This window comes from Bacillus sp. GMs2/2 (assembly GCF_050172095.1).
GTDB lineage: Bacteria > Bacillota > Bacilli > Bacillales > Bacillaceae_G > Bacillus_A > Bacillus_A cereus.
Map to the genome: position 1 here is coordinate 1 of NZ_JBNLYE010000101.1, position 13,800 is coordinate 13,800.

Below are 13,800 nucleotides of genomic sequence, written 5' to 3' on the forward strand. Positions count from 1 at the left end.
AAATAGGATTTGACTTGATAAACCTTGAGGGGAATTTTGAATTTGGATATGAAGATATAAAAAAGATTTCTATGAGATGTAAATTTTCTAACTGTTCACATACAAACGAACCAAACTGCGCGGTTAAAAGAGCTATCTCTGACGGTGCTCTTTCTGAAGAAGTAGTTAACAGTTACTATAGAGATTTTAATGAGGCACATTATGTTTCTAAACAGAAAAATAAAACAAAAGCCATTGATTATATGAAGCAATTGAAGCTTTTTACAAAACCTTAAAATTAAATAAATAGTTGTTATTTCTCATGCCTACTAAATTTAAAATTCTCCCATTATTGTATAACCATAAATTGAACCCATCCTAGATAATTTTTATACTCAAATTTAACTTCACATAAAAAACGTTTTAAACATAAAGTTTAAAACGTTTTTTTATTCAATGCTTTTGATTTTTCAGTTCTGTTAAACACTCTTGCACTAAAGTTACCGCTTGACTCATCGCAGCTCCGCCAGCAAATGCTGCTGAAACACCACATGCTTCCAGAATCTCTTTATCCGAACATCCTTGATCAAGACAACCTTTTGTATGATAAATTGTACAATACTCATCTTGCGTTGCTAAACTAATTCCTAATGCAATAAGTTGCTTTTCTCTTTTTGTTAAAGCACCCTCTTGAAAACAAGCTTGCGTGAAAGCATTATATGTCTCAGCGATTTCAGGAATTTGATTTGTAAAACTACCTATACCTTCTTTATAATGATGTAGAATATCATTTATCGAACTATGTTGCCCATGTTCCATCTTATTCCCTCCAGTCATATTATCCATACCTATTGTAGTATGTGATGAAATGGAGGTAATATACCTTCTTTTAAATTAAGAATTTTCAGTTAATTTAAGTTATAATTTTAAATTATCATCTACAATAACTTTTTCACTAGAACTTTTTCTTTCAACCTCTTTACTTCTTTCTTCCCAAAATGTTAATCCTTCAATCCCCACATTTTTAGGATTAAATACTGGATCTTTCCCTTCTTTTTTCTGCGTTTCATAATCTTTTAACACTTTTAATGCGGTTTTACTTAAAAGTAAGATTGCGATTAAGTTTAACCATGCCATACTACCGATTCCTAAATCTCCAAGATTCCATAAAAGCGACGCTGATTCAACGCTACCGATGTAAACCATAATTAAAAATCCAAATTTTAAAACTGGTTTTAACCAGCCATACTTCAGTTGACGATCTAAATAAGTAAGTGTTGTTTCAGCGATATAGTAGTAAGCGAGTAACGTTGTAAATGCAAAAAAGAAAATCGCAATTGAAATAAATATTGGACCAAACCCTGTTATCACAGTTTCAACTGCTTGTTGTGTATAAATTGGACCAGCTTCCACATTTCCTATGTTTTGTACAATGGTGGTTTTCCCTTCAGGTATAACATTGTACATACCTGTTATTAAAATCATAAGAGCTGTCGCTGTACATACGACAATTGTATCGATATATACGGAAAACGCTTGAACTAATCCTTGTTTTGCGGGATGCGATACTTCAGCAGCCGCCGAACTATACGTCGCTTCTCCGACACCAGCAACGTTTGAAAATACAGCGCGTTTTACGCCCCATGCAATAGCTGCACCAACAATTCCACCAAACATTTCATTTACACCAAATGCGCTAGAGAAAATTAAAGCAAACATACTTGGAATCTCCGTTACATTCGCAATTAATATGATACATGTAACAATTACATAACCAATTGCCATAAATGGAACAAGCATTTGAGAAACGCCAGCAATTCTCTTTACACCACCAAAAATAATTGCTGCTAGTAACAAGACTAAAAATATACCAGTTATATATTTGCTAATACCATTAGAGTTTTCAAATCCAACTGCGATACTACTAGATTGAATACCTGGTAATAAAACGCCATATGAAAGTGTTACAACTACTGCTACAATGACTGCAAACCATTTCATTTTCAAACCTTTCTCAATGAAATATGGAGTACCGCCGCGATATTCATTCCCTATTTTACTTTTGTATACTTGAGATAATGTTGATTCTACAAACGCGCTCGCTGCCCCTAACAAAACCATTACCCACATCCAAAATACAGCTCCAGGACCGCCGAAAGCAATTGCTGTCGCTACCCCTGCAATATTACCAATTCCAACTCTTCCTGATAAGGCTAAACAAAATGCCTGAAAAGATGATATTCCCGTCTCTGAACTCTTTCCTTCAAATAATAGTTTAATCATCTCTTTAAAATAACGGATTTGCAAAAAGCGTGTTGCAATCGTGAAATATACGCCTGCCCCTAATGCAAAAACAACTAAACCGATACTCCACACTTGCCCTACTAACCATTCTACTAAATTCTCCATCCAAATCCCCCTTATCATTCTTTTGAAAAGCAATTTTGTATATAAAAAAAACGGACAACTATTATCAAACTTTCTAGTTGTCCGCATCTTTCATTATTTCATCCCTCAATTTTTATCAGTAAAACGCCCTATTACTTTATATTTACCCAAACACTTTTCACTTCTGTATAATTATCAAGCGCATATGAACCTAATTCGCGGCCAATACCAGATTGTTTATATCCACCAAATGGTGCAGCTGCATTTTCTAAGTTATAATCATTAATCCATACTGTTCCTGCTTTTAATTTATTTGCCACTTGATGACCCGTTTTGATATTTTGCGTCCATACACCCGCAGCAAGGCCATAGGATGAGTTGTTCGCTCGTTCAATTACTTCTTCTGTCGAATCAAATGGCAGAACAACAACAACTGGTCCAAATATTTCTTCCTTAACGATTGTCATATCGTCTGTAACGTCTGTGAATACAGTTGGCTTAACGAAATAACCCTTTTCAAGTGCACGTTCACCACCAGCCGCAACTGTAGCGCCTTCTTTCTTCCCTTGCTCAATGTAATTTAACACACGCTCTTGTTGTTTCTTAGATACGAGTGGACCCATTTCCGTTTCTTTCTCCATACCTGCTCCAAGTTTTACGTTGTTCGCCATTTTCACAAGTGCATCTACTACAGTTTCATAATGTTTACGATGAACAAACACACGTGATCCTGCGCTACAATTTTGACCGTGATTATACATAATACCTTGGAATGCACCATTAATCGCTTCTTCCAAGTCCGCATCTTCTAAAATGATATTTGGTGATTTTCCGCCAAGCTCTAACGTTACATGCTTAATCATTTCTGCAGACTGACGCATAATGTACTTTCCTGTAACAGTAGATCCTGTAAAAGCAACTTTATCAATGTCGTGATGATTTACAATTGCAGCCCCTGCTTCAGGACCAAAGCCTGGTACAAAGTTTACAACGCCGTTTGGAAATCCAGCCTCTTTAAAGAGTTTCGCTGCATATAGTAAAGATAAAGGCGTTTGCTCTGCTGGCTTTAATACAATCGTACAACCTGTCGCCAGTGCAGCTCCCATTTTCCAAGAAGACATAACAAGCGGAAAATTCCACGGAATAATTTGTCCTACAACACCAACAGGTTCATGTCTCGTATAATTTAAGTAATCTTTTGAAATCGGGATTGTTTGCCCAATAATTTTTGTAGTCCATCCTGCGTAATAACGATAATTTTCTACAGTCGCTGAAATATCATCATCAAGTGCTACTTGGTATGGCTTTCCATTATCTAAAGCTTCTAGTTGCGCTAATTCTTCTCTATGTTCTTCAATTAAATCTGCTAATTTATAAATAAGATGCGCTCTTTCAGCAGTAGTCATTTCTGCCCACGGGCCAGATTCAAATGCAGATCTTGCCGCTTTTACTGCAGCATCAATATCCTCTTCTTGCGCTTCACATACGACAGCTAGAACATCTTCTGTTGCTGGATTGTACGTTTCAAACGTCTTTCCGCCAATAGCAGAAACAAATTCGCCATTAATAAACATTTTAATTTCTTCATTTAAAAACGCTTCCACTTTTGGTTTCAGCTCAATATTTGTCTTTAACATTATGTCCTCCTCCTTATTTAAACAGCTGCATGAGCTGCAATATTTGATAAAATCGTTTGAAGCTTTTGATCTTCTTCTACAGTTAACCCTAGTCTTGGATAGCGAGAAGGTCCTCCCGCTTGCCCATGTAATTCCATAGAACGTTTAACGATTTGAACATATTTCCCTGATCCTTCAAGAAACTCGCAAAGTGGTAAAATAGCATCGTTTATTTCCCACGCCTTTTCTAATTCACCATTTTGAAAATGCTCATACATTTTTGTAACGAGACCGGGAACGATATTTCCTGCTACTGAAACCCATCCCGAGGCACCAACTAAATATGATTCCATAACTAAATCTTCAGAACCACAGAAGACTTGGAAAGCCCCTTCACTTTGTCTTACTAAATCTCTCGCTTTTCGAATATCTCCGCTAGATTCTTTAATATGTGTAACATTTTCACACTCTTTTCCAATACGGAGCATTAGCTCTGTACTCATATCAACACCAGAAGTAAATGGATTATTGTATAACATAATTGGTATATTTACAGAGTTTGAGATTTCTTTAAAATGAAAATAAATCTCCTCTTCCTTCGGTTTACAATAGTAAGAGTTTATAATTAATGCACAATCCGCTCCGTGTGCTTCTGCATGCTTCGTATATTCAATTGTTTCTTTCGTCGTTTCCGCAGCAGTTCCAACAATAACTGGAATACGGCCATCAATTTCTTTCAAAACGGTTTCTACCATTTTAAATCGCTCTTCTTTTGATAAACTTACAAATTCTCCTGTACTTCCATTAATGATGATACCTGCAACGTTTTGTTCGATAAAGTAATTTACATTTTGCTTTACCCCATCCCAATTAATTTCCTGAAATTCATCCATCGGTGTTATTAATACTGGGAATGCCCCTTTAATTTTTTGCATATTTATCTCTCCTTATCACATTTTATTTTAATAAGAAACCTGCCGGAAATGGATCCGTAGGGTCTAATAGAAACGTCTGCATCCCTGTAATAAATCCTCTACTTTCAAAACGGAAAATGTATCCTAGTTCCTCCTTCTTCACTTTTTCCACAGTTATAAAACTATTAAATATACTTTCATTTTTAAAAGGTTTATCCGCCATATAATCATTTTTAAATAACGCATGAACATAGGATACAATAGTAGAAACAAAACCTGGCGAACGTACGATAAAGTTATCTTCATGAAATGTAATCGATTTTATATGGTTCTTTTCTTTTTGCGAAGGATCTACTAAAATAAGCCTTTTTATTAGCGACTGTTTTTGTATAGCCTGCAGTGTAGCTTCTCCCCATCTTTTCAATTCAGAAATGTTTTCCATGCGAATTTCTGGCGAATACGCACCTTTTTCTACAACTGCATATACTTTATCTGCTTGTATAAGAGAATAACTTACATTACCAACCTGTAAATTTTTCTCAATCATATAGCATAGTTTGCTTTCAAACGAAACCGATATAACTTCATCATTCTCTACATACGCATGAACTAAAAATATTCCACATAACGTTTCAATTTTGTATTGATTGGACTCTCTCTTTTTTAAATACCCACTTTCGAGTAACATCGTTATTACCGCAACAATGCCCCCATAATGAAGCGGAACCGAACCTTCATGATTAAAAAATAATACAGCTGCATCCACTTCATTATGGATAGATGGAACGACAATACACCCATTCAAACCGATAAAACCACGTGGTTCATTTAATAAAAGCTTCATCTCTTCTGCTAATTCACCCGAAAATTGTTCATTTAATTGCTCCAAACTGTAGTAGTATTTGCATGGTACGTCTTTCATTACACGAAATGCCTCGCCATTTACATGTACGTCTACTGCTGTATACATTTTTTGAATGTTCATTTTATATCCTCCGTTTCATGTTCCATCGGCGGAATTAGCAAAAATCCTTCTTTAAGTGGATCCATTTCATTGTAAAAAAATCTATGCATACCCATAAGCCAAGCTGATCCCGTAATTTTCGTTATGACAGCTTCAATATTTTCAACATGTGTCGTATTCATGACATATCCTTTAAATAAAGAACCAACGATACTCTCATGAATGAACTCTTCACCAATTTCGATTCCTTTCTGAGCGTATAATACAGCTAGCTTCGCAGATGTTCCTGTACCGCATGGAGATCGATCTATTCCGCCTGGTGGTACAACAACTGTATTTTTCACATGCGCACATTCATGAGTAGGATCTGTATAAAATTCAACATGTGTTAATCCTCTTATAAACGAATACTCTGGATGAGTGATTTCAAACTTCTCATTAATTGTGTTTCTTATATGAATCGCCTTATCGATGATTGTAGATGCATTTTCTGGTACTAATTCTAGATCTACTGATTTCGCATCAATAATGGCATAAAAATTCCCTCCATACGCAATATCAGCTTCTATAGTTCCAATGTCTTTCACTTGTACAGTAATATTTTTTAATAAAAAAGCTGGTATGTTACAGAAAGATACTTCTTTTGCTTTTCCATCTTGAACAGCAATATCTACTTCAACTAAGCCAGCCGGTGTATCTAGTTTTAAAGAAGTAATCGGTTCAACTACCGGAATTAAACCTGATTCAACTAACGCTGTACATACACCGATTGTATCGTGACCACACATCGGTAAATATCCACCTGTCTCTATGTATATAACACCTATATCAGCCTCAGGATGACACGGGTCTGTTAATAATGCCCCTGACATTACATCATGACCACGCGGTTCATTCATTAACAATTTTCGAATCCAATCATACTCCTTTTTCATATGTAACATCTTCTCTGCCATCGTCTCTCCAATCAACTTTGGAAGTCCACTAATTAATGTCCTCGTTGGATTCCCACCCGTATGTGTATCAATTGTCGTAAAGACTCTTTGTGACTTCATCCGTTTAACACCCTTTCTGTAAAACGACTCAAACGAAGTGGTTCAATAGGAATAATTGTCTCTTTTTCATTTAATAACTCTTCAATTACTTTCCCAGTAACTGCTGCAAGACTAATCCCATCCCCTTCATGCCCAGCGGCAATGAAATAATTTGGAATATGTTCCACTCGTGAAATAATCGGTAAATGATCTTCTGTCCACGGACGTAAACCAGCGTAAGAACGAATTACCATCATATCTGCCATTTTCGGATAAAAGCGAATCGCTCTATTTGCAATACATTTAATGACTTCATTGTTTATTCTCGTATGAAACCCTACAAATTCACGGCTACTTCCAATTAAGAAATTTTGACTTTCAGTAGGCTCAAATACGAGCGCAACCCCGTATTTTTCAGTTAAAGCATCTACTTTTCGTTTTCCGCCAAATTTAGAAATTAAATAACCGAATTCCATTACTTTACGGCACCCTACGTGTTGTTGTCTTGATGCTACAATAATATGCCCTTTTCTCGGTTCAATTGGTATATTTACATTTAACATCTGACCAATCTTAGGAGCCCACACACCCGCTGCATTTACAACTTGTTGTGCTGTAAAAGTTCCATTCGTAGTTTCTACAACAAATGAACCATCCGTCTCTATTTCCATACTCTTTACTTCCGTCTGCTTAAAAGCTTTTGCGCCAAACTTTTGTGCCTCTGACAGAAGCGAGAAAGCAAGGAGATATGGATTCACAGTTGAATCCGTCGCACATTCTAAACCGCCTAATAAATCATCAGCAAAAAAAGGCGACTCTTCCCTTATATCTTGCCTATCAAGCATTCGAAACGGTAATCCAGCTTCTTTTTGCCGATTTACCCATTGCTGCGCAGCTTCCATCTCTTCGTCTGACTCACATACGAGAATACTTCCTGGTGCCCTATATTCAAATGAATGCTCTAATTCTTCACTTAAATCAGTTACTAATTTTTGACTTACTAAAGACATTTGACTATCAAATCCCGGGTCTTTATCAATGGCCAAAATATTCCCATCACACCGTGAAGACGTCCCGCTGACAAATTCCCCTTTTTCAATGATTGTTACGTCTCTTCCGTATTTTGAAGTGTAATAAGCGATAGAACACCCTATTATTCCACCACCTATAATTAAAACGTCGCAGTGCCTCACAATATACTCCTCCTTTCCTAGCCCTCTCACTTTCTTTTTATGCAATTGACGTGCCAATTCTGTACATATACAATTTTTATAAATAATATTTTTATTTGTAAAAATATTTTAAATTCATAGTAAATAGGTGTATTATTTTTTTATCACTGTCAAAATTTTTATACATAACAGGAGGACATTATGGAATTCTCATTTCCGACTATACAAGAATTTTTGGAAAGCGTTTTAATCAATCATACATGTAGCCTTGATCGCATTAAGAAAATAAACGAAAGGTTTTATTACCTCCCTTCTACTACAGAAGAATATAATTGCGCAATTATTTATGTAGATGACTCATTCACTGCATTAATTGACGCTTTTTCTTATGAATTAGCTGTTATCATCCTTAACGAAAACGATGAGCCGATATGCTGTATAACTTCTCAGCAAATGATTCCATTTCTTTATAAGTCCTACAATGAACTACAGTCATTTTATGACACTGTAATACAAACAACTGACTCTTCTGTTACAGTAATTGATAGTAAAGAATGCGTTCGAACTTGGACAGATGGTGCTGAAAAAATATTTTCAGTCAACCATAATGAGATTATTGGGCAACCGATTACTCGTTTTTTTGATTATAAAGACTTGGAAATTTTACAATCTTTACATGATGGAAAAAGCATAGTCGCTCAGTTCCATCAGCCTCGTCCCGATTTATTCGTATTAATTAATTCAAATCCAGTTTATTGTAATGATGAAATTATAGGAGCAGTCGTTTCAGAAACAGATGTTACAAATCAAGTCGCTTTAAATGAAAAACTATTTAATATGTCACATGAAATGCACCGTTTAGAACAAGAAGTGGCAAAGTATAAAGATGAATCCGATCCATTCCTTGCGATGAATGGAAAAAGTCCTGTTATACAAAGAACGATACAATTAGCTAGAAAAGTTTGTTCGGTGAAATCAACTGTTTTAATACTTGGGGAAAGCGGAGTTGGAAAAGAAGTATTTGCTAAAGCAATTCATGAAGCAAGTGAAGCAGCGAAGGCGCCTTTCATTTCGATTAACTGCGGGGCAATTCCAGAAGCATTATTTGAAAGTGAATTATTCGGTTACGAGCGTGGGGCGTTTTCTGGAGCAAATAGTAAAGGAAAAAAAGGTAAAATTGAACTCGCGCAAGGCGGTACTTTATTTCTTGATGAAATAGGTGAAATGCCACTTGATATGCAAGTAAAACTGTTACGTGTACTGCAAGAGCGAAAGTATTACCGAGTTGGTGGTGAAAAAGAAATTAATATTGATTTCCGTATTATCGCTGCTACAAATCGTGATTTACAAGAAGAAATGAGAAAAGGAACTTTCCGAGAAGATTTATATTACCGCTTAAATGTAGTTAGCTTGCAGATTCCACCGCTGCGCGAAAGACGCGAGGATATTATTGAATTAACCTATTCTTTCTTAAACGATTTTTCAATCAACTATAACAGACCAATTCGTGACTTACCTTCAAGCATTATGCATGAACTGCTTCATTACAATTGGCCAGGTAATATTCGCGAACTTCGAAATGTTGTTGAACGGCTTGTGGTATTCGCAACAGACGGAATTATAAAACAAGAATATTTACCATTTCATACGACTGAAACTTTAGACAACCATACAGCCCATTCCCTATTACTCAGCAACAATAATACAATCCTTTCTTTACAAGAAGAGATGGATGAGCATGAGAAAAAAGTTATTGAAAGGGCTTTACGAATTTTAAATGGGAATAAATTAGAATGCGCAAAACAACTTGGTGTAACAAGGGCTACTTTATATAACCGTTTAAAGAAACTTGGACTTCAATAAAGAATCAGTATGCACCGATCAGGCGTTTACAGGTAGCCCTCTCTCCCTCCTCTATATTGGCATGATTTTTGCATATATAATTTGTGAAAACCGAACTAGAGGAGGAATACACATGACAAATAAAAACAACTTAATCGTTTGTCGTTGTGAAGAGGTTACATATGGGCAACTTCAATCGACAATTGCTGAATATAACTGCTCGGCAAGAGAATTAAAACTAAGAACACGTGCTGGCATGGGATTTTGCGGTGGTCGCACATGCAGAATAATGATAGATCGAATGATTGAAAATGCGAATCCTGACGTAACTCTTAATGAACTACCGTTAAAATATCAACCACCAATACGTGCAGTTACTTTTGGATCGGTAGGTGAAAGTAAATGAGTAGAATTACACATCACCCTATTTTAGGTACTTTACAAAGTAGTGAGCGTATTACCTTTCAATTTAACGGTCATCAATACGGAGCATATGAACATGAAACGATAGCTGCTGCCCTGTTAGCAAATGGAATACGGACATTAAGAGTTCATGAAGATAGCGGAACACCGCGAAGTATTTATTGTAATATCGGGCACTGTTCCGAATGCCGCATGACAGTAAATAATCAAACAAATGTACGCGCATGCTTAACTGTTGTAGAAGAAAACATGATTGTTGAAAGCGGGAAACAGCATCCGAATATCGTGAGAGAGATGGTGAAAAAACGATGAGTGATGTAATTATTATTGGTGCAGGGCCAGCGGGATTATCTGCTTCTATTTCTTGTGCTCGTTTCGGACTAAAAGTGCTCGTTATTGATGAATTTATGAAGCCAGGCGGGAGATTGTTAGGACAGTTGCATCAAGAGCCTACTGGAGAATGGTGGAACGGAATAAAAGAATCGAAGCGACTTCATGAAGAAGCAGAATCACTTTCAGTACATATCAGGTGCGGTGTTTCGGTCTATAATTTAGATAGAGATGAAAACAATTGGTTTGTACATACTAATATCGGTACGTTAGAAGCACCTTTCGTACTACTTGCTACTGGAGCTGCGGAATATTCTATTCCCCTTCCTGGCTGGACACTTCCAGGAGTGATGTCAATTGGAGCAGCTCAAGTTATGACAAATGTTCATCGCGTGCAAGTTGGAAAAAAAGGAATTATTATTGGTGCTAACATTTTGTCTTTCGCCATTTTAAGTGAATTGCAATTAGCGGGAATTACAGTGGATCATATTGTACTCCCTGAGAAAAGCGAGTTAAGTCAAAAAGCTGGTGAACCTGAAGAAGTTTTAAACTCTCTTTTAAATGCAGCTCACCTCGCTCCTTCTGCTTTCTTGCGAATAGGTAGCCACTTTATGAAATTTGATTGGATTCGAAAAGCTGGATTAACATTCTATCCAAACAACGGAATGAAAATAAACGGAACGCCACTTCACCTTCGGAAAGCAGCTCTTGAAATTATCGGAACAGATCAAGTTAAAGGTGTACGTATTGCTAATATTGACTCTAAAGGAAATGTTATTAATGGATCAGAGAAAATATATGAAGCAGATTTTGTTTGTATTGCCGGAGGATTATACCCACTTGCCGAACTTGCAGCTGTAGCTGGTTGTCCCTTCCATTACATTTCAGAATTAGGCGGACACGTTCCTCTCCATTCCGAAACAATGGAAACCCCTCTTCCTGGTTTATTTGTAGCCGGCAATATTACAGGCATTGAAAGCGGAAAAATTGCGATGGCGCAAGGAACAGTTGCAGGTCTATCTATTGCTAAATATGCAAGCAAAAAACGTGATATAGTCGACCAACAATTATCTCACGCCATTCAAAACGTTCACTTTGTTCGTCAGAAAGCTGCAATTCAGTTTAATCCGATGGTAGATATCGGTAGACGAAAGATGAATGAAATTTGGCGTGATTACTCATCTACATATGCACATACTAAAAAGAGCTGCTGAGATTATTCTCAACAGCTCTCTTCCCTACTCATCTGAGTTATTAATTTTCGCTAATGCGTAAATGCCTTCTTCATCATCTAATTCAAGTTGTAATCTCGCTGCGAATGGATTGACATTATATTCTCTGTCAAGCAATAAGCGTAAAGCTTCGATTAAGTTTGCTTGAATTAAAATTTGCTGGCGACCATTTACCTCTACTTCCGCAGAGAAACCGTAGTCGTCATCATACATGAGTTCAACTAATACTTCTTCTGGACCCACTTGTCTTTTTTCAGCGATATATATACAAAGCGCATTTATAAGCTCTTGTTCAGAAATTTTTATTGTTTCCATGCTACTTCATCTGCCTTCTTCTTACGTTGGTCTTTGAAGTATTTAAATGCACGAACTGCTAACATTACGATACCAGCCATTACTAACATATTTACCATAAACGCTAATACAGAACCAAGAGCTCCCATATTTGCAAATAAGCTACCCATTAGTAAACCACCAAGACCACCTAGTAATAAACCTTTCATAAAGCTTCCTTTATTACTTTTTGGTGCCGTGTTTGTTGCTTTCGTTTTTGAATCTGGAGTCGTTTTTTGAGAATTTACATTTGAGTCTTTTTTGTTTAAATCAACTTTTGACTTTTGACCTGAACTTGGTGTAAATGATTTTTTACCAGATTTGTAACTTTTCGCTGCTGCATGATCTACGAACATAAAGCTACTAGCCCCAAAGATAACCATGAATGCTGTCATTACTGCTACAAGTTTTTTCAACATATTATATCCATTCTCCTTTTATATAGATATATGTGAAATCTATCTTTCTAGTAAATTCAGAATGATAGATTTGTTTTTAAGAACATTTTAAAGGTTCTTATGAACTTATTATATGAACTTTTGTCGAAATATGCAAGTATTATTTACTTTCAACAGTTTGGTGACAAAGGAAAAATTAAGCAAAACAGAATTGACTTTAAATGAAACAAAACATATTATAAGTTCATAAGAACTTTTTATTATTTTGGAGGTGAAAAGATGGAAACATTTCATCTCACACGAAACGAAATGGCTACCCTTCTTCTATCACTAAGAGGATGGAATACGAAAAAGCCTCTCGGTATTTTACAAGAAGCTTGGGCAAAGTCACATAAAAAAGATATTGAAAGCGGACAAAGCGTTACAGCTTTTATTACTACCGCACTTTCACCTATTTTTGAAAAACTGATTAAAATTGACGATACTGATGTCGGTTTTTCTTTAAATGAAATAGTTGCGCTTGGCAATCAGATTGAAAACACAAGTTTCTCTGTAACTGCTATGCAAAACTGGGTGAAACGAGATATAAAAGAAATGATTGGCTCTCCTCAAAAAGGGAAAAAATATTCAATTGAACAAGCAGCCTTACTATTTATTGTCGAAGATTTAAAAACAGCACTTGATTTTGAATCCATTCGTAAGCTATTACGCCTTATTGTAAATGATCCAGCTGATCGAAGTGATGATTTAATCAATCCTGTTCATTTATATGTAGCATACTCTTCTCTATTTGAAGAACTCAATCAAGGGAATTGCTTACAACTAAATGCAACAGATACAGTTCATACAATTGAAAACATCGTAAAAGAAAAAGCTGATAAAATTGCAAGCAAGTTCGATCAAATTAATAACGAACAACGCGAAGCAATTCGTAACGCTATTATCATTGCAACCCTTTCTGTACATACCGCTTATGTAAAAATGTTAGCAAAGCGTTACGTAACAGCAACTTTATTTTTACAGAACTTAGATGTGAAGCCTTAAAAAAACAAGCATCCCCCCGTCATATACTTAGGACGGGGGGATGCTTGTTTTCAGTCAATATAAAATACAAAAATCATTTTACATCTAAGTTTCATTATAAAATAACTCTTGATTATGTATTATGTAAAAAT

The 13,800-nt window shown here is 36.0% G+C and carries 15 protein-coding genes; 6 read left to right on the forward strand and 9 right to left on the reverse strand.

From position 1 onward, the window contains the following. The first annotated feature begins 2 nt into the window (after window positions 1-2). Window positions 3-275 (forward strand): hypothetical protein, encoded by a 273-nt coding sequence (locus tag ACQGS6_RS14375; RefSeq protein ID WP_025966121.1) that lies wholly within the window; start codon window positions 3-5, stop codon window positions 273-275. 157 nt (window positions 276-432) lie between these two features. Here ACQGS6_RS14375 and ACQGS6_RS14380 read toward each other — a convergent pair whose 3' ends face one another. The 7 genes from ACQGS6_RS14380 to ACQGS6_RS14410 all read right to left on the reverse strand — a co-directional run bounded on the left by ACQGS6_RS14380 (window position 433) and on the right by ACQGS6_RS14410 (window position 8,088). After that, window positions 433-825 (reverse strand): carboxymuconolactone decarboxylase family protein, encoded by a 393-nt coding sequence (locus ACQGS6_RS14380; protein ID WP_426965246.1) that lies wholly within the window; start codon window positions 823-825, stop codon window positions 433-435. 72 nt (window positions 826-897) lie between these two features. After that, window positions 898-2,388, reverse strand: coding sequence for an alanine/glycine:cation symporter family protein (locus tag ACQGS6_RS14385; protein WP_426965247.1), 1,491 nt, complete (start codon window positions 2,386-2,388; stop codon window positions 898-900). A gap of 131 nt (window positions 2,389-2,519) precedes the next feature. Continuing rightward, window positions 2,520-4,004: an aldehyde dehydrogenase family protein gene (locus tag ACQGS6_RS14390; RefSeq protein ID WP_000920976.1), complete on the reverse strand. Its 1,485-nt coding sequence runs from the start codon at window positions 4,002-4,004 to the stop codon at window positions 2,520-2,522. A 17-nt stretch (window positions 4,005-4,021) separates the two neighbouring features. Then, on the reverse strand, window positions 4,022-4,918 hold the full coding sequence (gene dapA / locus ACQGS6_RS14395) for a 4-hydroxy-tetrahydrodipicolinate synthase (protein WP_001169465.1): 897 nt from the start codon (window positions 4,916-4,918) through the stop codon (window positions 4,022-4,024). A 22-nt stretch (window positions 4,919-4,940) separates the two neighbouring features. Beyond that, the gene (locus ACQGS6_RS14400; protein ID WP_001025566.1) at window positions 4,941-5,882 is read right to left on the reverse strand and encodes a proline racemase family protein; all 942 of its coding nucleotides are present in this window, start codon (window positions 5,880-5,882) and stop codon (window positions 4,941-4,943) included. After that, on the reverse strand, window positions 5,879-6,916 hold the full coding sequence (locus ACQGS6_RS14405; protein WP_000842050.1) for a proline racemase family protein: 1,038 nt from the start codon (window positions 6,914-6,916) through the stop codon (window positions 5,879-5,881). The genes ACQGS6_RS14400 and ACQGS6_RS14405 overlap by 4 nt, the downstream gene beginning before the upstream one ends. After that, window positions 6,913-8,088 (reverse strand): NAD(P)/FAD-dependent oxidoreductase, encoded by a 1,176-nt coding sequence (locus ACQGS6_RS14410; RefSeq protein WP_001215260.1) that lies wholly within the window; start codon window positions 8,086-8,088, stop codon window positions 6,913-6,915. The genes ACQGS6_RS14405 and ACQGS6_RS14410 overlap by 4 nt, the downstream gene beginning before the upstream one ends. A gap of 180 nt (window positions 8,089-8,268) precedes the next feature. On the opposite strand from ACQGS6_RS14410, the gene ACQGS6_RS14415 reads away from it, so the two are divergent. The 4 genes from ACQGS6_RS14415 (at window position 8,269) to ACQGS6_RS14430 (ending at window position 11,876) form a co-directional block, all read left to right on the forward strand. After that, complete coding sequence (locus tag ACQGS6_RS14415) at window positions 8,269-9,930, forward strand: sigma-54 interaction domain-containing protein (RefSeq protein WP_000395824.1); 1,662 nt, start codon at window positions 8,269-8,271, stop codon at window positions 9,928-9,930. Window positions 9,931-10,042: 112 nt separating this feature from the next. Continuing rightward, window positions 10,043-10,315, forward strand: a complete 273-nt coding sequence (locus ACQGS6_RS14420) for a (2Fe-2S)-binding protein (protein ID WP_000182619.1) — start codon at window positions 10,043-10,045, stop codon at window positions 10,313-10,315. Then, window positions 10,312-10,644 (forward strand): (2Fe-2S)-binding protein, encoded by a 333-nt coding sequence (locus ACQGS6_RS14425; RefSeq protein WP_000087068.1) that lies wholly within the window; start codon window positions 10,312-10,314, stop codon window positions 10,642-10,644. The genes ACQGS6_RS14420 and ACQGS6_RS14425 overlap by 4 nt, the downstream gene beginning before the upstream one ends. After that, a complete protein-coding gene (locus tag ACQGS6_RS14430; protein ID WP_025966120.1) occupies window positions 10,641-11,876 on the forward strand; it encodes an NAD(P)/FAD-dependent oxidoreductase in 1,236 nt (411 codons plus the stop codon). The genes ACQGS6_RS14425 and ACQGS6_RS14430 overlap by 4 nt, the downstream gene beginning before the upstream one ends. 24 nt (window positions 11,877-11,900) lie before the next feature. Here ACQGS6_RS14430 and ACQGS6_RS14435 read toward each other — a convergent pair whose 3' ends face one another. Continuing rightward, the gene (locus ACQGS6_RS14435) at window positions 11,901-12,209 is read right to left on the reverse strand and encodes a YxcD family protein (RefSeq protein ID WP_000447748.1); all 309 of its coding nucleotides are present in this window, start codon (window positions 12,207-12,209) and stop codon (window positions 11,901-11,903) included. Continuing rightward, on the reverse strand, window positions 12,197-12,646 hold the full coding sequence (locus tag ACQGS6_RS14440) for a hypothetical protein (RefSeq protein WP_000914478.1): 450 nt from the start codon (window positions 12,644-12,646) through the stop codon (window positions 12,197-12,199). The genes ACQGS6_RS14435 and ACQGS6_RS14440 overlap by 13 nt, the downstream gene beginning before the upstream one ends. 258 nt (window positions 12,647-12,904) lie before the next feature. Between ACQGS6_RS14440 and ACQGS6_RS14445 the strand changes: the two genes are divergently transcribed. Beyond that, window positions 12,905-13,669, forward strand: coding sequence for a DUF1836 domain-containing protein (locus ACQGS6_RS14445; RefSeq protein WP_426965248.1), 765 nt, complete (start codon window positions 12,905-12,907; stop codon window positions 13,667-13,669). Window positions 13,670-13,800: the final 131 nt, after the last annotated feature.